The sequence below is a fragment of the Bailinhaonella thermotolerans genome, assembly GCF_003594875.1.
Classification (GTDB): Bacteria; Actinomycetota; Actinomycetes; order Streptosporangiales; family Streptosporangiaceae; genus Bailinhaonella; species Bailinhaonella thermotolerans.
The window spans coordinates 128,892-145,852 of the sequence record NZ_QZEY01000014.1; the positions used below are offsets into that span (position 1 = coordinate 128,892).

The window sequence follows — 16,961 nt, forward strand, 5'->3', positions numbered from 1 at the left end:
GCCTGTGTGTCCTTCCCCGCCCCCGTGCGAGGCGTTCCCCCTGGTCAAAGGTACTTTGAGAACTCGTTCGCGTGCTGCGCGACACCCGGCGACAGCTCGGGCCTGCCGGGCGCGAGGAAGTTCGCCGCCATCTCCTCCCGGTCCGGCTCCCCCCTGGCGTACGCCTTGAGGACCTTGGCGACCTGGGACGGCTTGACCGTCTCCCCGTACGGAGGCTCGTACGGGTCCACGACGCACTCCACGAGCGCCGGCCCGTCGAACGCGAGCGCGTGCTCCAGCACCTCGCGGACCTCCCCCGGGTCCTGCGCGGAGTACGCCGCCAGGCCGCACGCGCCGGCGACGGCCGCGAAGTCCACCGGCGACAGCGCGCAGCCGTACTGCGGGTTGCCCAGATAGGCGTTCTGCTCCCAGATCTCCAGGCCGAGCGTGTCGTTGCGCATCACGACCACCGTGATCGGCAGGCCGTGCTGCGCGATCGTGGCCAGCTCGCCCATGCACATCGCCAGCGCCCCGTCGCCCACCACCGCGACCACCGGCCGGTCCGGGTGCGCGACCTGCGCCCCCACGGCGTACGGCACGGCGGAGCCCATCGTGCACAGGGTGCCGGAGAAGGAGAACTCCATGCCGCGCCGCAGCAGGACGCGCGAGGCCCAGGAGGTGGTGGTGCCGGCGTCGGTGGTGAGGATCGCGCGGTCGGGCAGCACCTCGCTCAGCGCGCACGTCACCGCCTGCGGCTTCATCGGCGCTCCCGGCTCGGCGGCGCGCTTGCGCTGGAGCCCCCACCAGTCGGCGAACACCTGCCGCGCCTGGTCGGCGAACGACCGGTCCTCGCGCGGCGCGATCAGCGGCAGCAGCCCCTGGAGCGTGGCCCGGGCGTCGCCGCACAGCCCCACCTCCACGGGGTACCGCAGCCCGATCCGGTCGCCCCGGTCGTCGATCTGCACCGCCCGCGCCTGCCCCGGCTCCGGCCAGAAGTCGTAGAAAGGGGAGGAGCTGCCGACGATGAGCAGGCCGTCGCAGTTCTCGAAGGCCCAGTGGGCCGCGCGCCCGCCGATGAAGCCGAAGCCGCCCACGCACAGCGGGTGGTCGTCGGGGACGGCGTCCTTGCCCAGCCCGGCCTTGGCGATCGGCGCGCCGAGCGCCTGGGCGATCTCCTCGACCAGCGGGCCCGCGCCGAACCGCGCCCCGGCCCCGGCGATGACGGCCACCCGCTCGCAGGAGTTCAGCAGGTCGGCCGCGTGGCGCAGCTCGGCCTCCGGCGGGACCTGCACGTGGAGCTGCCGGGCCGTGGAGGTGTGGCCCGGCACGTTCTTCTCCGACACGGTGTCCTGCTCGCACGTCCAGGACTGCACGTCGATCGGGATCGTCAGGTGGACGGGCGAGCGCTGGTACAGGGCGGCGCGCACGGCGCGGTCGGTGACGGACACCGCGTGCGCCGGGCCCATGACCCGCTCGCTGAAGGCGCACGCCGGGTCCAGCACGCGGGCGTTGTCCACGTCCTGCAGGAAGTGGGTGCCGACCAGGTCGTGGTACGCCATGCCGGTGATCGCGATGACCGGCGCCTGGTCGACGCGGCCGTCCATCAGGCCGTTCATCAGGTGCAGCGCCCCGGGGCCCGAGGCGGCCACGCAGGCGGCGGGCCTGCCGGTGAACTTGGCGTAGCCGACGGCGGCGAGCGCGGCGTACTCCTCGTGCCGCACGTGGACGAACCGCATCTCCGGATGGGTGCGCAGGGCCTCGAAGAAGCCGTTCACCGTGTCGCCGCAGATGCCGAAGCAGGTGTCCACGCCCCACTCCAGCAGGCGTTCGACGATGAGGTCCGATGTGGTCTTGGATGCTGCGTCAGGCATGATCTCCCCCCGCGCGGGCCCCTACCCGCAGGCGGCCGGGGGAAGCGCGTCAGCCGGACCGGGATCCGGTGGCCAGCCGGCGCCCGGGCGCGTCCTCCTTCCACTTCAGGGGGACCTCGAAGTGGACCTTGGAGCCGTTCTTGCGGTAGCTGCTGAGCTTCACGTTCTCCGACAGCGCCTTGATGATCGACAGCCCGCGGCCGTGCTCGGGGACCTCCCCCTCGGGGATCTCACGCTCCAGCGCCGACTCGTCGAACCCCCGGCCCTGGTCCATGACCTCCATCGCGCAGCACCCCTCGCGCACGGCGACGGTCACCTCGTACTGGTCGCCCGCCCCCGCGTGCTGCACCACGTTCGCACAGGCCTCCGTGAGGACCAGGCGCACGTCGCCGCGCGTCTCGCCGGTCACCCCCAGTGCCTCCAGGGCGCTGTCGAGGACCTGGCGGGTCAGTGGCACGCTGCTCGCGTCACGCGGCAGGCTCAGCGCCAACCTGATCTCCATCTCGGCCATCCTCCTGCTCATGGCGCGCTCGCCTCCGCACTCGATACGCCGGCGGCTCGTCCCCCCGCCGCCTGCCCTGCGGTCGCCGGCTCGCGTACCCCCTAGGTCTGCTCCGTTGCCGAATACGGAGGGCCCAAACCGATGATCGCGCGGGACCGCGGCCGCGTCAGGATTTCCGCAGGACGAGGCACACGAACCCGAGGACATCCCGATAGCCCCGGAGCCATTCCGCGCGGTGGCGCCGTGCCGCGGCCAGCGCCTCGTCGGCCTCCGGGCCGGGGTTGTCGAGCGCCCAGCGGGTCAGCGTGCCGGTCCACGACCACTCGTAGTCGTCCCACTCGGCGCGGTCGCTCACGTGTCCGTAAACGGGCGCCCAGCCCGCCTCCTCGGCGATCGCCACCACGCCGGCGAGGTCGGGGAAGTCGCCCGGCTCCGCCCCCAGCGCCGCGAGCGCCTCCGGGGTGGGGGGCCGCTCCCAGAACCCGTCGCCGATGATCGCCACGCCGTCCCGGGCCACGTGCGGGCGCATCCCCGCGAGGGTCGCGGCCAGCCCGCCGAACGCGTGCGTCGCGCCCACGCTCATGACCAGGTCGTACGGCGAGCCGACGGGGAAGTCGGCGGCGGGGACGCGGTGGGTGAGCACGCGGTCGGCGAAGCCCAGCTCGGCCGCGGCGGCCTCCAGGGTCTCCAGCGCGGGCTCTGAGACGTCCACGCAGTCGGCGCGGGCGGCGGGGTACAGGTCGAGGGCCTGGAGGGACCACGCGCCCTGCCCGCAGCCCAGGTCGAGGACGCGGGCGTGCTCGGGCAGCTCGCAGCGCAGGAGCAGGCGGTCGAGGTTGTCCTCGCTGACGGGCGCGGCGATGGGGTGGTCGCCGTGGGCGATCGAGCTGATGAGCGTGCGGTCCATGATCTCATCATGCCGGAGAGCTACGCTGGCGACTGATGCGGGATTACACCATTGACGAACTGGCCAGGGCTGCGGGCACGAACGTCCGAAATGTCCGGGTATATCAGGATCGCGGGCTGCTGCCCCCGGCTGGACGGCGGGGCCGCGCCTCGGTCTACGGCGACGCCCACCTGGCGCGGCTGCGCCTGGTCATGGGGATGCTGGAGCGGGGGTACGCCCTCGCCCAGATCAAGGAGATGCTGACCGCCTGGGAGGCCGGGCGCGACCTCGGCGACCTGCTCGGCCTCGAGGACGTCCTCAGCCGGCCCTGGTCCGACGAGCACCCCGTCCACATCACGGCCGACGAACTGCGCGCGGCGCTGGGCGGCGAATCCCCCGAGGCCGTCGCGGCCGCCGCCGCGCGCGCGGTCGAGCTGGGCCTGCTGGAGCCCGAGGGCGAGGGCTACAACGTCCCCAGCCCGCGCCTCCTCCAGGCCGGCCAGGAGCTCGTGCGCGCCGGGATGCCGCTGCCGGAGGTCCTGGAGCTGGCCGCGGGCCTGCGCCGCCACGCCGACGAGATCGCCGACCTGTTCGTGGACGTCGTCTGCCGCACCACGGTCACCCCCGGCAACCTCACCGACGAGGGCGGCGTCGCCGAGTTCACCGACCTGGTCGCCCGCCTGCGGCCCCTCGCCCTCACCGCCGCGAGCGCCGCCCTGGCCCAGTCCATGAGCCGCAAGGTCCCCGAGGCCGTCGCCGACAACCTCACCCGCCTCGTCGGCAGGTCCCGCGCCCACTGACCGTCCCCGGGGCCGCCCGGCGCGCCCGCCCGTCCGCCACGCCTCCGCTGGGCCCGCCCCGTACGCCGGAGGGCCCGCCCGTCTCGTACGCCTGGGGCCGCCCGCTCGTGCCGTACGCCTGGGGGCCGCCCGCTCGTGCCGTACGCCCGGGCGGTTCAGGTCGTGCGGCGGAGGGCGCCCATCCTCGCGGTGCGGCAGTGGGCGGGGCGGTCCGGGGACGTGCCGGGCCTGGCGGGCCGGGCCGCGAAGGAGTCGTCGCGGGCGCCCGCCGCGCCGGGGCCGTGCCCGGCCGCCGTGCGGCGGTCGCGCGAGGTGCCGCATCGCTCCGGGTGACGCGGCCCGCGCCCGCCGTACGGTTCCGGCTCGCCCCAGGTCATCGCTTGACCCCGGCGGGACGCCCGGCCTGCTGATCCTGAGCCTTCTGCCCCTGGGCCTTCTGGTCCTGGGCCTTCTGCCCCTGGGCCTTCTGGTCCTGGGCCTTCTGCCCCTGGGCCTTCTGGTCCTGCGGCTGCCGGCCCTGGGACGACGTCTGGTCCTGCGGCTGCTGGCCCTGCGGCGGGATCTGGCCCCGCTCCTTGCGCGGCGGGTGGGCGGCGTACTCGAAGGCGCGGCGCGGGTGCTGGAGGGCGCCCAGGCTGACGGCCTCACGGCGGAAGAAGAACTGCAGGGTCCAGTCGGCGACGACGCGGGTCTTGCGGTTGAAGGAGGGGACCCGCATGAGGTGGTAGCCCCGGTGCATGACCCAGGCGGGCAGGCCCTTGACCTTGAGGCCGTAGACGTTGGCGACGCCGTCGTGCAGGCCCAGGCTGGCCACCGAGCCCGCGTAGGCGTGCCGGTAGACGCGCATCGACCGGCGGCGGAGCTGCGCGGCGACGTTGTCGGCGAGGCGGTGGGCCTGCCGTACGGCGTGCTGCGCGTTGGGCGCGGTGAACTCGCCCGGCTTGGTCAGGTCGGGCACGGCGGCGGTGTCCCCCGCGGCGAAGGCGTCGTCCAGGCCCTCGACGGTCAGGTACGGCGTGGTCTTCACCCGGCCCTTGTCGTCCAGCGGCAGGTCCGTCTCCTGGTTGAGCGGGTGCGGCCGGACGCCGGCGGTCCACACGAGCGTGTCGGCGTCGAACTCGGTGCCGTCGCTGAGCACCAGGTGCTTGTTCTCGGCGGACTTCAGGGTGGTCTTGAGGCGGACGTCGATGCCGCGTTCGCGCAGCCGTTCCAGCGCCCACCGGCCCATCTCCGGCCCGACCTCGGGCAGGATGCGGTCGGTGGCCTCGATGAGGGTCCAGCGCATGTCGGACGGCTCGATGGTGGGGTAGTAGCGGCACGCGTCGCGCGCCATGTCCTCCAGCTCGGCCAGCGCCTCCACGCCCGAGAAGCCCGCGCCGACGAAGACGAAGTTCAGCGCGCGGCGGCGGGCCTCGGGGTCCTGGGTGGAGTCGGCGACGTCGAGCTGCCCGAGGACGTGGTTGCGCAGGGAGATCGCCTCCTCCACGCTCTTGAACCCGATGCCGCACTCGGCCAGCCCCGGGATCGGGAACAGCCTGGTCACCGAGCCGGGGCAGTAGACGAGGACGTCGTAGCCGATCTCGTTCTCCTCACCCGCCGGCGACTCGTACTGCAGGCGGTGGCGGGCGTGGTCGATCCGGTTCACCGCGCCGTTGAGGATGCGGACGCGGTGCAGCACCCGGCGCAGCGGCACCACGACGTGCCGGGGCTCGACGTTCCCGGCCGCGGCCTCGGGGAGGAACGGCTGGTAGGTCATGTACGACTGCGGGTCGATGAGGGTCAGCGCGACCTCGCCGCGCCGGATCTCGCCGTGCAGCTTGCGCTGGAGCCGCAGCGCCGCGTACAGGCCGACGTGCCCGCCGCCCACGATCAGGATTCTGCGGTGATTAGACATACGGGACCACTACCCCAAAATCCGCAGGAACCCCTTGGGTGCTCCAGGCGCGAAAGCGGACTCGAAGGCGGACTCGAAGGCGGACTCGAAGGCGGAGGGGCGTGCGGGTTTACCCGGGTGCGCCTGAGGAAGCCTCCGGGGAAGGGGTGACCGCGGGGGCGTCGGGGGATCCATGTCGTGGCTGCTGGAGGTCGTCCGGCCGAAACCGGTCAAGGCCGACAAGGTCGCGATGCTCCGCGCCGCCCTCGGGATCGCCGGGCCGCTCGCCCTCGGCCTGGCGCTCGGGCAGCCGGTCGCGGGCATGTTCGCCGCGACCGGGGGGCTGGCGGCGATCGCGGCCGACCGCGGCGGGCCGTACCGGCTGCGGGTGATCCGGGGGTTCTGGGCGGGCCTGGCCGGGCTCATCGGGTTCTGCGTGGGGCTGCTCGTGCGCGGGCACGGCTGGGCCTCGCTGGCGGTGGTCGTGCTGGCCTCGATCGTGGCGGCGCTCCTGGGCGGGGTCGGCGGCATCGGGTCCATCGCGGGGCTCCAGCTCATCATCTACCTGGTGCTGGGCACCGGACTGCCCCTCGCCGGGCCCGCGTGGATCCCGCCCGCGATGTACGCCGTCGGGTTCACCTGGGCCGTGCTGCTGACGCTGGCCGCCTGGCCGTTCCATCCCCGCGCGCCGGAGAAACGCGACGTGGCGCAGGTGTACCGGACGCTGGCCTCCCTCGCCCGCGCCGGGCACGACGGGCGCGAGCACGCGCTGCAGTCCTACCGGGAGGCGCAGAACAGCGCGTACGGCACCGTGCTGGCCGCGCGCTCGGCCGCCGCCGGGCCGGACCGGCACCGCAGCCGCGAGGTGATGCTGCTCAACCACGCCACCTCGCTCAAGGACGCGATCCTGTCGCGGCGGCACGAGAACCGCGACCCGATCCCCCGGCTCGGCCACGTCCTGGACCAGATGGCCGCGGCCATCGAGGGCCGCGGGGAGGTGCCCGGGCCGCCCGGCCTGGGCCCGTCCACCCCGGCGACCCGCGCCCTGGGCAAGGAGCTGGAGTCGGCGCTCGGCGTGCTGCGCGGGGAGGGCCGGCCGGGGGGCGACGACGCCTGGCGGCAGGCCCGGCCCACCCTGCGCGACCGGTTCCACGAGGTGTGGAACGAGTGGCGCTACGGCCGGTTCACCCGGATGTACGCCCTCCGGCTCACGCTGTGCATGGCGGTGGCGGCGGTCTGCACGGAGCTGCTGCCGCTGGACCGGTCGTACTGGGTGATGCTCACCGTGGGCATCGTGCTCAAGCCCGACTTCGGGTCCGTGCTGGCCCGGGCGCTGCAGCGGGGGCTCGGCACGATCCTCGGGGTCGTGCTCGCCGCCGTGATGGTCGTGTTCGTCGCGCCCGGCCCGTGGATCCTGCTGCCGGTCGCGGTGCTCGCCGCGCTCCTGCCGTACGGCCAGCAGCGGAACTGGGGGCTCTTCTCGACGTTCCAGGCGCCGCTGGTGATCCTGCTGGTGGACCTGCTCACGCACGGCGGCTGGTCGCTGGTCGAGGCGCGGCTGCTGGACACGCTGCTGGGCTGCGCGATCGTCCTGTGCGTCGGCTACCTGCCGTGGCCGACGGCGTGGGTGGCGCCGGTCGCGCCGAGGTTCGCCGACGCGGTGGACGCGACCGCGGAGTACCTCCGGCAGGCCCTGTCCACGCGGCGGTGGCGCCGGGAGGACCGGGAGCGCGTCTACACGGCGCTGTCGGACCTGCGCGCGTCCTTCCAGCGCGCCCTCAGCGAACCCCGGCGCGTGAGCGGCCGGGTCACCGTCTGGTGGCCGGCGATCGTCAGCCTTCAGCAGGTCGCCGACGAGATCGCCCCCACGGCCGCCCGCATGCGCCACGGCGCGGGCGAGGTGTCCCGCGACGACGTGGACCGCCTGGCCGCGCTCCTGGAGGACGTGGCCGGCGCGGTCCGCGACGAGCGCCGCCTGCGCGACCTCGACCTCCCCGGGGACGACCGCCTCGCCCCGCTGGCGTCGGCGGTCCGGGGCCTCCGCTCCGCCGTCAGCGGCTGACCGGCTCCCCGGCCTCGGGGGGTGTCACGGCGGAGTGGACCTCGCACTCAGGTAGGAAAGCCCCATAAGGTCCCCTTCATGACGATCGACGCATCCCCGGCCGGCCTCGAACCCCTCCGCGCCGCGACCCTCAACGCGGCCGCCATGTGGACGGCGCTCGCCGAGACGCGCGGGCACGGGGTCGTCCGCCGGCCCGGCTTCCTCGCCGCCGAGGGCGGCCCGCGCGCCGGGCTCCGCGTCCTGGTGCTGACCCCCGCCCTCACCCGGGACGAGGTGGCCGAGATCGAGGACCTGGTACGGCGGCGCGAGGGCAGGCTGGCCGTGGAGGACCCCTTCGGCGGCCTCGACCTGGCGCACCTGGGCCTGGCGGTGCGGGGACTGCCCGTCATGATGCGCCCGGCGGGCCCCGCCCCCGAGCCGTCGCCGGAGGTCGGCCGCGTGGAGAACCCCGCCCAACTGGAGATCGCCGAGCGGACGATCGTCCACGGCTTCCCGCTGGAGAGCTTCCAGCCCCACGAGCCGGGCGAGATGCTGCCCAAGGAGCTCCTGGACCGGGAGGAGTTCGCCGCCTACCTGATCACCCGCGAGGGCGAGGTCGCCGGGGCCTGCCTCACGGTCACGGCCCACGGCGTGACCGGCGTCTACTGGGTCACCACCCTGCCCGCCCACCGGTCCAGGGGCGTGGCGAGGTCGCTCATGCACACCGTCCTGGCCGCCCCGGTCCCGGTCACCCTCGCCGCGTCCACCGCCGGCCGCCCGCTGTACGAGTCCCAGGGATTCGAGACCCTCGCCACCTCGAACTGGTGGTCACGCCGCTGATCGGCGAACCGGGCGGACCGGGTTCGGCCATCCGGGTGCGTGGCGGATAGGGCTATTGGTAGTTTTTGGGAAGTCCAGAACCGATACGGGGAGGTTCGTGTGGGTAGCGGCCCGCCGCTCAGTCCGGGGGATCCCGCGGAGATCGGGCCGTACACGGTCGTCGCGCGGCTGGGCGAGGGCGGCCAGGGCGTCGTCTACCTCGCCCGTGGCGAGGACGGGCGGGAGGTGGCGATCAAGCTGCTGCACGCCCGGGTCGCCGCCGACGCCGAGGCCCGCGCGCGGTTCCTGCGCGAGGTCTCCGTCACCACCCGCGTCGCCCGGTTCTGCACCGCCCAGGTGCTCAGGACCGACGTGTACGACGATCGTCCGTACCTGGTCAGCGAGTACGTCCCCGGGCCCTCGCTGGCCTGGCTCGTCCGGAACGAGGGGCCGCGCCGGGGGGCCGCGCTGGACCGGCTGGCGATCAGCACGGCCACCGCGCTCGCGGCGATCCACCGGGCGGGCGTGCTCCACCGCGACTTCAAGCCCGCGAACGTGCTGATGGGGCCGGACGGCCCCGTGGTGATCGACTTCGGCATCGCCCGCGCCGTGGACGCGGGCGCGACCGCGACGACCAGCCAGGTCATCGGGACCCCGGCGTACATGGCCCCCGAGCAGCTCGGCGGGGCCGACCTGAGCCCGGCGGCGGACGTGTTCGCGTGGGGCGTGACCATGGTGTTCGCCGCCACCGGCCGCGCCGCGTTCGGCGACCAGTCCATCCCGGCCGTGCTCAACCGGGTCCTGAACGAGGAGCCCGACCTGGGCGACCTCACCGGGCCGCTGCGCGACCTCGTCGCCGCGTGCCTGGCCAAGGACCCCGCCGCCCGGCCCACCGCCGAGACGCTGCTGCTCCACCTGCTCGGCAAGCCGCTCGCCGACCTGCGCCCCGGCGCCGACCCCGGACGGCCCGACGCCCCGGTCCCGCTCCCCGCGGGCGGCCCCGGCGAGCCCGCCGTACGGCCGTACGGCGCGGGCGCGCCCGGGGGCGGCCCAGGTCAGACCTCGACCCACCCGGTCCCCGGGCCTCCCGCGCACGCCGGCGCGCCCGGCGGGCGGACGCCGGACGCGAACCGTCCCGGCGAGACCGCGCGGCCCGGCCCGGCGGCCGTGCCCGGCCCGGGCGACGCGGCGCACGCCGTACCCGGTCAGGGGAACGGCGCGCGAGCCGTGCCCGGCCTGGGCGGCGCGGCGGGAGCCGTGGCGGGTCGCGCGGGCGGGGCGGGAGCCGCGCCCGGGGACGCCGGCGGGACGCGGGAGGTCACGCGGGCCGGCCTGCGGCGCGGACGGGAACGCGGTCCGGCGCGGCCCGGGTGGCTCGGGCGGCCGGCGCTCCTCGGCGCGGGCGCCGCGGCGGCGGCCCTGCTGGTGAGCGGCGGCGTCGCGGTCGTGGCCGACCCCTTCGAGCTGCGCGGCAACGAACGCGGCATGCTCGGGGCCGCCGCGACGGGCGCGGCGGCGAACCGCGCCGGCGACGCGTCCTCGCCGCCCGCCCAGGAGCAGGTCGTGCTGCCGCCCCCGGCGGGCACGCGGGTGACCCCCGGCCCGAGCCCGGCGGACAAGCCGGCCGAGGACCCGGCGAAGCCCGGGCGGCCCACCGCCCGCCCCGAGGGGGAGGACCCCTCGGGCCAGAAGGGCGAGCCGTCCGACCCCGGCACGCCGCCGGGGAACGAGGACCCGGCGCCGGAGGAGACCCCGGACGAGCCCGCGCCCAGGCCGACGGCCCAGCCGAAGCCGTCGCCCACGCCGAAGCCCCCCTCGCCCAAGCCGCCCGCCCCCAAGCCGAACCCCTACACCGCCGCGGGGGTGTGCGGGTCCGGGTACAAGGTCGTGGACTCCCACGCGGTCGGCTCCGGCGCGACCGTCTACCTGCTCTACAACGCCGCCAAGGGCTACAACTGCGTGATCACGATGCGGAGGAACGTGGCCGGGGCCAAGGTCGCGATGGCCTCGATCCTCCAGGTCAAGGGCGGTTCGTCGGACAGCGACAAGGGCAGCTTCACCTACTACGCCGGGCCCGTGCGCCTGCCCGCCAAGGCCAGGTGCGTGATCTGGGGCGGCGAGCACGCCGGGGCGCGCTGGGTCAGCGGCTGGAGCCACTGCGGCTGACGCTCCGCGCCGCCCCCGTTCGCCCCATCCGCACGGTCATCCGTCCCCCTCCGTCCCTGTCCGCCCCCATCCGTCCCTGTCCGTCCCCGCGCGGATACGGATGGGCTGCGGGAACGGCCCCGACCGGAGGGGTAGAAGGCTGCCCCGGGCGATAGCCCCAAGCATCCCCGCCGTCATGGAAATCGTCACGCCCCGGAGTCATCGTCGTGTCAGGGCGCCGCCCGGCACCGTCCGGGCGGGGGCCGGGACGTCATTCCGGCCGGGATCAGGGAGAAGTGGGGAGATCCATGGCCGACCGGAACACCGCGCGCGCGACCGGGCTGTCGCCCGCGCACCACCAGGCCCAGTTCTACTCCTGCCGGGAGGAGCTGGTCGACGCGGCCCTGCCGTTCCTGCGCGACGGCGTGGAGGAGCGCGACCTCGTGTTCGCGGTGAGCGGCCCCGGCAACGTCGCCGCGTTCCGCGAGCGGCTCGGCCCGCGCGCGAGCAAGGTCGCCTTCGCGGACGCCGGCCGCTGGTTCGCCCAGCCGCTGCGCACACTCCGCGCCGTGCACGCCCTCGCCGACACCGCCGAGTCCCGGGGCAGCGGATACCTGCGCCTCCTCGGCGAGCAGCCCTGGTGCGGCCGGACCCCCGCCCAGGTCGCGGCCTCCATCCGCTACGAGGCCGTGCTCGACGCCGTCTGCGCCGACCGCGGCGTCCGCTCGCTGTGCCCGTACGACCTGTCCGCCGCGCCCGCCGAGGCCGTGAACGCGGCCCGCCGCGCCCATCCGGTCCTGAGCGGCGGGTCCGGCCCGGCGCGCAGCCCCGACTACCTGGGGCCGCACGGCCTCCTCGCCGTCTGCGACTCCCGCGAGCTCCCCGAGCCCCCGCCGGAGGCGGTCGTCCACGGTTTCGCCCACCCCCGCGACCTGCTCGCCCTGCGCCACCGCGTCCGGGAGTACGGCACGGCGGCCGGCCTCGCCCCGTCCCGCGTGCAGGAGGTCGTCCTGGCCGTCCACGAACTGGCCGCCAACATCCTGGTCCACGCGCTCTCCCCGGGCATGATCCGCATGTGGGCGGCCCCCGGGGACGTCGTCTTCGACGTCGTCGCGCCCGGCCCGCCGCCTCCTCCGCACCCGGACGGCTACCTGCCCCCGGACCTCGACGGCCTGGGCGGCCGCGGCCTCTGGCTGATCCAGACCCTGAGCGGCGACGTCGAGTCCGGGACCACCGCGGCGGGCGCCACCACCCGGATCCACGCCGGCCCGGACCGGTGACCGGCGATCACGACAGGAGCAGGGCGGCGTCCCAGGGGGTCCGCGGCGGCCGGCCGGTGGCGTGGGCGAGCAGGGCCAGCGCGATCCCGGCCGCCCCCTCCAGGAACCCCGGCCGGTCCGCGCCCAGGTCGAGCACCGGGTTGCGGTAGCGGAAGGCGAACGGCGCCGCCGGCTCGAAGGCGTCCAGGACCCGCGCGGCCAGGGCGTCGGCGGCGGGCCCCGGGCACATGAGCCCGGCCACGCGCAGCGGCCCGGACCAGCCGTGGCAGAGGGCGGCGTCGTGGACCGGAGTCCCCGGCGCGGCGGCGAGGGCGGCGCGCAGGACCTCGCGGGCGCGGTCCCGCCAGTCCGGGCGGCCGAAGGCGGCCCCGGCCAGGTCGAGGGCCCGGGCCAGGCCGAGGGAGCCGTAGCACCAGACGTCGCGGAGCCGGGCCGGGGCCGGGGCCCGCCCGGCCACCTGGGCCAGGGAGAGCCGGTGGGGCCAGTACGGCCCGGCGGCGTCGTGCCGCAGCCAGGTCTCCAGCAGGAGCACGACGCGGTGGGCCGCCTCCTCGTGACGGGGGACGCGCACGCCCGCCGCCCAGGCCAGGGACAGCAGCGCGAGCGGCCCGCCGACCCCGTGGGCCAGCCCGAGGTTGAGATGGCCCGCGCCCTCTCCCGGCAGGCCGGTGGCGCCCGCGCGCACCCACCACGCGGGCACGCGCACGCCGCCCACCTCCACGTCGCCGGCGGTCGCCACGGCGGCGAGCAGGCCGAGCGCGTCCTCCAGCGCCCCCAGGACCCCCGGGTCCCGCGCGTGCCCGTGCCGCGCCAGCAGCAGCCGGCCGAAGCCCGACGCGCCGCTCACCACGTCGTACCCGGCCCACGACCCGATCGGCAGCCCCGCGGCGAGGCGTTCCCGGTCCGCCGCGACCCGGCGCGCGGCGAGCGCGGCCACGGTCGCGTCGAGGCGGTCCAGCAGCGAGCGGTAGGCGCCGGAGCCCGCCGCGGCGGCGTGGGCGGCGAACGCCAGGCACGCGGGCCCGCCGTACAGCCCGGGGACGGGCGGCGGCGCGGGCGCGGACAGGCACGCGGCCAGGTGCGCGTGCGCGACCCGGCGGAAGGCGGGGTCCTCGGCGCCCAGCTCGGCGAAGAGCAGCGCCACCGCCGGGAACCCGTCCGAGAGCGCCACCCCGCCCCACGGAGAGCGCGTCCCGCCGGGCGGCGACATCGCGTTGCCGTCCGCGTTCGTGAGCGCGGCGACCCGGGCGGGGTCGGCCAGCCGCCGCGCGACCTCCTCCACGGCCCGCGCCGCCCGCGCCTGAGTGTCCCCGCTCACCGGGCCGGGCGCCGTTCCCTGCCCAGCCCGGCCTGTACGGCGCCGCGCGCGATCGCGAGGGCGTCGCGCTCGGCCGCGCGGCTCGTGCCCAGGAGCCGGTTGCAGTGCATGTGCAGCAGCCCGGTGAAGGCCGTGTCCGCCGCCCCGGGCGAGATCGCGCGGACGAGCCGGCCGTACGCCTCCACGTGCGGCGCGCGCCGCTCCCAGCTCGCCGCCAGGAGGTCGCCACCGGGCAGGCGCGCGGGGTCCGGCAGCGCGTCCGCGAGGGCCCGGTCGCGCCGGTAGGCCGCGTGGTGCCGCTCGTCCTTCGGGTAGGCGGCGCACAGCCACTCCCGCCACCCGTCGGGCATCAGCCGCGCGGCCAGGTCCAGCAGGTTGGCCGCCGCCAGCGCCTCGTCGGCCAGGCCCGCGCCCCGGGCCTCCTCGCGCGCCGCCAGTTGCTCCAGCACCGACCGGGAGTCGGCCTGGAAGGCGCGCTCCGCCGCCTCGATCGCGCCCGCCCCGCCGTACCGCGTGATCTCCGGCCGGTACGTCCCGAGCTCGACGTCCCCGGCCAGCCCGGCGCCGGCCAGCCCGGACGCCCACCTGTGCACCTCCGGCAGCAGCCTGCGGGCCAGGGCGTCCGGATCGCCGTGGAACCGCACCCGCAGGTGCGCCGCGCCGTCGGCGTGCCGCAGGAAGAACCACCGGTCGCACACCGGCTCGGCCCGCTCCACCAGCCCCGGCAGCCACCGCGCCAGCACCTCCCGCTGCCGCCCCGGCGCGACGTGCGCCTTCACGTACAGCCACTCGCCCCCGGGCGGATGCGCCTCGCGCCGGGAATACGCCGTCACCGCCCCGCGCGCCGCCGGGACGCGGGGCTCCTCCCGCGGCGGGGCGGCGGGCGGGCCCGGCGGGCGGGCGGCGGCCGGGACCAGGGGGATGACGATCTCGGCGGTGTGCGGGCCGCTCCAGGAGGTGTCGCCGGAGAAGTCCTCCGCGAGGTGGGTCCCCGGGTGGCGGCGCAGCTCGGCGCGCAGGAGGCGGAGGTCGAGGGGGCGGGTGAGGTCGAGGCGGAGGTCGCGGTCGCCGTGGACGGCGCGGACCACGTCGGGCACGTCCCACTCCGCGCGCCACCGGGCGAAGGCGGCGGCGTCGCCGGGCAGCCCGGCGGGAACGCGCCAGCGGGCGGGGGACAGGACCGTGCGGCCGCGCCGGACCCGGGGGAGGTACGGCAGGCGCGCGGCCTCGCCCCAGGACCACACCGGCCACCACGGGGTACGGCCCGCGCCCGCGTCGAGCAGGAAGCGGACGGCGTTGGGCATGCTGAACGCCGGGTTGAGCGCGTGGACCGGCATCGGGGCGAGCTCGCGCCCGGTGCGGCGGCAGACCAGCCGGAACCCGCCGGGGCCGAGGCCCGCGAGCACGTCGTCGAGGCCGAGCGCGCCCGGCCCCTCGCGGAAGACGCCGGGGTTCAGGGTGAGCGGGGTGAGGCGGGGGACCTGGGCCACGTTGAGGTCGCGCGGGCGGGGCAGGGCCCCGTGGAGCTGGACGGGCTCGGCGGGCGCGGCCAGCCGCGCGAGCAGCGCCGCCAGGTCGTCGCCCGGCCCGGGGACCAGGTGGAGGAAGCGCCCGAACATCGCGCCGGGCCTGGTGAACGCCGGGCCGGTCAGGACCAGCAGGAACTCGCCCCGCGCGAGCGCTTCCGTCGAGGCGGCGAGCAGCCGGGCGGCCGGCTCCACGTAGCGCGGGGGATCGCCGCCGGGGCGGGCGAGGCGGCCCGCCAGCTCCTCGTCCAGGACCACCTCCCGGTCGCCGCGGCGGGCGGCGCGCTGGGCGACCTCCAGGAGCACGTCGTCACGGGGCGACCGGGCCGGCGGGGGCGCGGCCCGGTGGCCGGGCGGGCGCAGGTAGCCCGCGGGCGGGCCGAGGCCGCGGTGCGGGTCGAGCAGGTCGCGGACCGGGACGAGGCCCGCCTCGCCGTACCGGTCGGCGAACTCCGCGCGGTACGCCGCCAGCGGGTCGTCCGGCGGGGGAGCCGCCCGCCACGCCGCGCCCACGGCCGCCGCCAGCTCGGCCCCCACCGCGTGCGGGATCTCGATGTCGGCGTCCAGCCCCAGGTCCACCTGGATCACGCGGTCCCCCGGCTGCAGCTCGCGCATGCGGCGCACCGCCGCCCGCCACGCGCGAAGCCCGGCCCCCGGCGGGGCGTCGCGGAACCCGGCCAGCAGCCCGCCCACCTCCTCCAGCGCCGCCCGCGTCTCCCGCCCCGGCGCGGCGGGCGGGAGACGGGCGGCGACGTGGCCGAGCGGGTCGGGCGAGGAGGGCGGCGGCCGCAGGTCGGTGAGCAGGAACTCGTGGCGGACCAGCTCGGCCACCAGCCCCCGCACGCGGTCGCCGCCGGCGCGGGGGAACTCGGCGCGCAGGCGGGCCAGCAGGTCGGGGTACGGGATCGGGGCGCGGGCGGCGGCGAGCGCGGCGCGCGCCGGGGCGGTGAGGCGGAGGCTGTGCTCCCGGTCCAGCCCGCCGGGGTCGTCGCGGACGTACGGGAGGACCAGGCGGTCGCCCCGGACCGAGCACAGGTCGTTGGCGAGCAGCCGCAGCCGGGGGAGCACGTCCTCGCCGGTCTCCAGGCGGCGGGCCAGCGCGGTCAGCCAGGCCATGTCGGGGCGGACGTGCTTGCGGCGGCCCCGGACCCGGAAGCCGGCCCCCGGGCCGAACCGGGCCGGGGCCACGCCCGCCATCAGGCCGAACGGCGTCGCCCGCGACGTCATCCGGGACAGGTAGCGGGCGGCGGCGAGCGCGGCGCGGGCGGCCCGGGCCGGGGAGAGGTCGCCGGCCCGGTCGATCGCCGCCGCCAGGGACTCGCTCGACACCGCGATCGCCTCGCGCGCCACCGGGTCCGCCGCGAGGCTCCGCAGGAACTCCGGCTCCCCGCCGGGCCCCGCCGGCGGTCGTGCGGACGGCGCGTCCCCGGCGGACAGCCGCGCCAGGACGAACCCGGCCGGCCGGAACGGCGTCCCGGTGTCCGCGAGCGCCCCCGCGGCCTCGCGCGCCACCGCGCCCGCCGGTGGGGTCATCGCGGGCCGTGCGTGGCGCCGCCGGTCCTGCCGCCGTCCGCCAGTGTGCAGGGGATGCCCGTGGCGCAGCAGGTGGCCGTGCACGGGCTGCCGTTGGTGTGGTTGGTCGGCTCGGCGGCGAGCACGCCCGCCCAGTCGGCGGCGGCCGGGTCGCCCGGCGTCCCGGCGTGCGCCTCCCAGCCGAGCCCGGAGGCCGCCTCGGCGCGGAGGTCGAGGTCGAAGTCGGATTCGTCCATGCCGTCGTGCTCCTTTCCCGGAGGTGTCTTCCGTCAGGAGTATGAGCGGCGCGAGGTAAAGCCCCTGGCCTGCTAAGAGCCCACAAATACGGTCATCGCCGGGAATCCGACTAGCGGATTGTGTCCCGCCCGCCACACGCGATACCTCGGAG

The 16,961-nt window shown here is 76.7% G+C and carries 13 protein-coding genes; 5 read left to right on the top strand and 8 right to left on the bottom strand.

The genetic code is table 11. The annotated features are described in order from the left end of the window. Positions 1 to 44 precede the first annotated feature (44 nt). The 3 genes from D5H75_RS28770 to D5H75_RS28780 form a co-directional block, all read right to left on the bottom strand. Positions 45 to 1,850 carry a thiamine pyrophosphate-dependent enzyme gene (locus D5H75_RS28770; protein ID WP_119929693.1) on the bottom strand — a complete coding sequence of 602 codons (1,806 nt, stop codon included), beginning with the start codon at positions 1,848 to 1,850 and terminating at the stop codon, positions 45 to 47. A gap of 49 nt (positions 1,851 to 1,899) precedes the next feature. Then, entirely contained in the window at positions 1,900 to 2,352 is a 453-nt protein-coding gene (locus D5H75_RS28775) for an ATP-binding protein (RefSeq protein ID WP_202638591.1), read from the bottom strand. Positions 2,353 to 2,518: 166 nt separating this feature from the next. Beyond that, the gene (locus tag D5H75_RS28780) at positions 2,519 to 3,259 is read right to left on the bottom strand and encodes an SAM-dependent methyltransferase (RefSeq protein WP_119929695.1); all 741 of its coding nucleotides are present in this window, start codon (positions 3,257 to 3,259) and stop codon (positions 2,519 to 2,521) included. Between the two features lie 35 nt (positions 3,260 to 3,294). Between D5H75_RS28780 and D5H75_RS28785 the strand changes: the two genes are divergently transcribed. Continuing rightward, complete coding sequence (locus D5H75_RS28785) at positions 3,295 to 4,038, top strand: MerR family transcriptional regulator (protein ID WP_119929696.1); 744 nt, start codon at positions 3,295 to 3,297, stop codon at positions 4,036 to 4,038. A 155-nt stretch (positions 4,039 to 4,193) separates the two neighbouring features. On the opposite strand, the gene D5H75_RS28790 is transcribed toward D5H75_RS28785, so the two are convergent. Together D5H75_RS28790 and D5H75_RS28795 are read right to left on the bottom strand one after the other, a co-directional pair. Then, positions 4,194 to 4,415 carry a hypothetical protein gene (locus D5H75_RS28790; RefSeq protein WP_119929697.1) on the bottom strand — a complete coding sequence of 74 codons (222 nt, stop codon included), beginning with the start codon at positions 4,413 to 4,415 and terminating at the stop codon, positions 4,194 to 4,196. Further along, on the bottom strand, positions 4,412 to 5,932 hold the full coding sequence (locus D5H75_RS28795) for an NAD(P)/FAD-dependent oxidoreductase (RefSeq protein ID WP_202638592.1): 1,521 nt from the start codon (positions 5,930 to 5,932) through the stop codon (positions 4,412 to 4,414). Before D5H75_RS28795 ends, D5H75_RS28790 begins: the two co-directional genes overlap by 4 nt. A gap of 172 nt (positions 5,933 to 6,104) precedes the next feature. Here D5H75_RS28795 and D5H75_RS28800 point away from each other — a divergent pair, with 172 nt between their 5' ends. The 4 genes from D5H75_RS28800 (at position 6,105) to D5H75_RS28815 (ending at position 12,196) form a co-directional block, all read left to right on the top strand. Continuing rightward, positions 6,105 to 7,973: an FUSC family protein gene (locus D5H75_RS28800; RefSeq protein WP_119929698.1), complete on the top strand. Its 1,869-nt coding sequence runs from the start codon at positions 6,105 to 6,107 to the stop codon at positions 7,971 to 7,973. A 78-nt stretch (positions 7,974 to 8,051) separates the two neighbouring features. Next, positions 8,052 to 8,792, top strand: coding sequence for a GNAT family N-acetyltransferase (locus D5H75_RS28805; RefSeq protein ID WP_119929699.1), 741 nt, complete (start codon positions 8,052 to 8,054; stop codon positions 8,790 to 8,792). A gap of 99 nt (positions 8,793 to 8,891) precedes the next feature. Then, a complete protein-coding gene (locus tag D5H75_RS43540; protein ID WP_242454579.1) occupies positions 8,892 to 10,937 on the top strand; it encodes a serine/threonine-protein kinase in 2,046 nt (681 codons plus the stop codon). Positions 10,938 to 11,224: 287 nt separating this feature from the next. Continuing rightward, the gene (locus tag D5H75_RS28815; RefSeq protein ID WP_119929700.1) at positions 11,225 to 12,196 is read left to right on the top strand and encodes a sensor histidine kinase; all 972 of its coding nucleotides are present in this window, start codon (positions 11,225 to 11,227) and stop codon (positions 12,194 to 12,196) included. Between the two features lie 7 nt (positions 12,197 to 12,203). On the opposite strand, the gene D5H75_RS28820 is transcribed toward D5H75_RS28815, so the two are convergent. The 3 genes from D5H75_RS28820 to D5H75_RS28830 are packed head-to-tail and all read right to left on the bottom strand — an operon-like array spanning position 12,204 to position 16,809. Next, the gene (locus tag D5H75_RS28820) at positions 12,204 to 13,514 is read right to left on the bottom strand and encodes a lanthionine synthetase LanC family protein (RefSeq protein ID WP_202638593.1); all 1,311 of its coding nucleotides are present in this window, start codon (positions 13,512 to 13,514) and stop codon (positions 12,204 to 12,206) included. Then, entirely contained in the window at positions 13,511 to 16,573 is a 3,063-nt protein-coding gene (locus tag D5H75_RS28825; protein WP_119929701.1) for a lantibiotic dehydratase, read from the bottom strand. Before D5H75_RS28825 ends, D5H75_RS28820 begins: the two co-directional genes overlap by 4 nt. Then, a complete protein-coding gene (locus D5H75_RS28830) occupies positions 16,570 to 16,809 on the bottom strand; it encodes a hypothetical protein (protein ID WP_119929702.1) in 240 nt (79 codons plus the stop codon). The genes D5H75_RS28825 and D5H75_RS28830 overlap by 4 nt, the downstream gene beginning before the upstream one ends. Positions 16,810 to 16,961: the final 152 nt, after the last annotated feature.

Excerpts from the sequence above, each read along its gene's own strand:
- D5H75_RS28770 (WP_119929693.1), bottom strand. The coding sequence starts at position 1,850 with ATGCCTGACGCAGCATCCAAGACCACATCGGACCTCATCGTCGAACGC.
- D5H75_RS28775 (WP_202638591.1), bottom strand. The coding sequence starts at position 2,352 with ATGGAGATCAGGTTGGCGCTGAGCCTGCCGCGTGACGCGAGCAGCGTG.
- D5H75_RS28780 (WP_119929695.1), bottom strand. The coding sequence starts at position 3,259 with ATGGACCGCACGCTCATCAGCTCGATCGCCCACGGCGACCACCCCATC.
- D5H75_RS28785 (WP_119929696.1), top strand. The coding sequence starts at position 3,295 with ATGCGGGATTACACCATTGACGAACTGGCCAGGGCTGCGGGCACGAAC.
- D5H75_RS28790 (WP_119929697.1), bottom strand. The coding sequence starts at position 4,415 with ATGACCTGGGGCGAGCCGGAACCGTACGGCGGGCGCGGGCCGCGTCAC.
- D5H75_RS28795 (WP_202638592.1), bottom strand. The coding sequence starts at position 5,932 with ATGTCTAATCACCGCAGAATCCTGATCGTGGGCGGCGGGCACGTCGGC.
- D5H75_RS28800 (WP_119929698.1), top strand. The coding sequence starts at position 6,105 with ATGTCGTGGCTGCTGGAGGTCGTCCGGCCGAAACCGGTCAAGGCCGAC.
- D5H75_RS28805 (WP_119929699.1), top strand. The coding sequence starts at position 8,052 with ATGACGATCGACGCATCCCCGGCCGGCCTCGAACCCCTCCGCGCCGCG.
- D5H75_RS28815 (WP_119929700.1), top strand. The coding sequence starts at position 11,225 with ATGGCCGACCGGAACACCGCGCGCGCGACCGGGCTGTCGCCCGCGCAC.
- D5H75_RS28825 (WP_119929701.1), bottom strand. The coding sequence starts at position 16,573 with ATGACCCCACCGGCGGGCGCGGTGGCGCGCGAGGCCGCGGGGGCGCTC.
- D5H75_RS28830 (WP_119929702.1), bottom strand. The coding sequence starts at position 16,809 with ATGGACGAATCCGACTTCGACCTCGACCTCCGCGCCGAGGCGGCCTCC.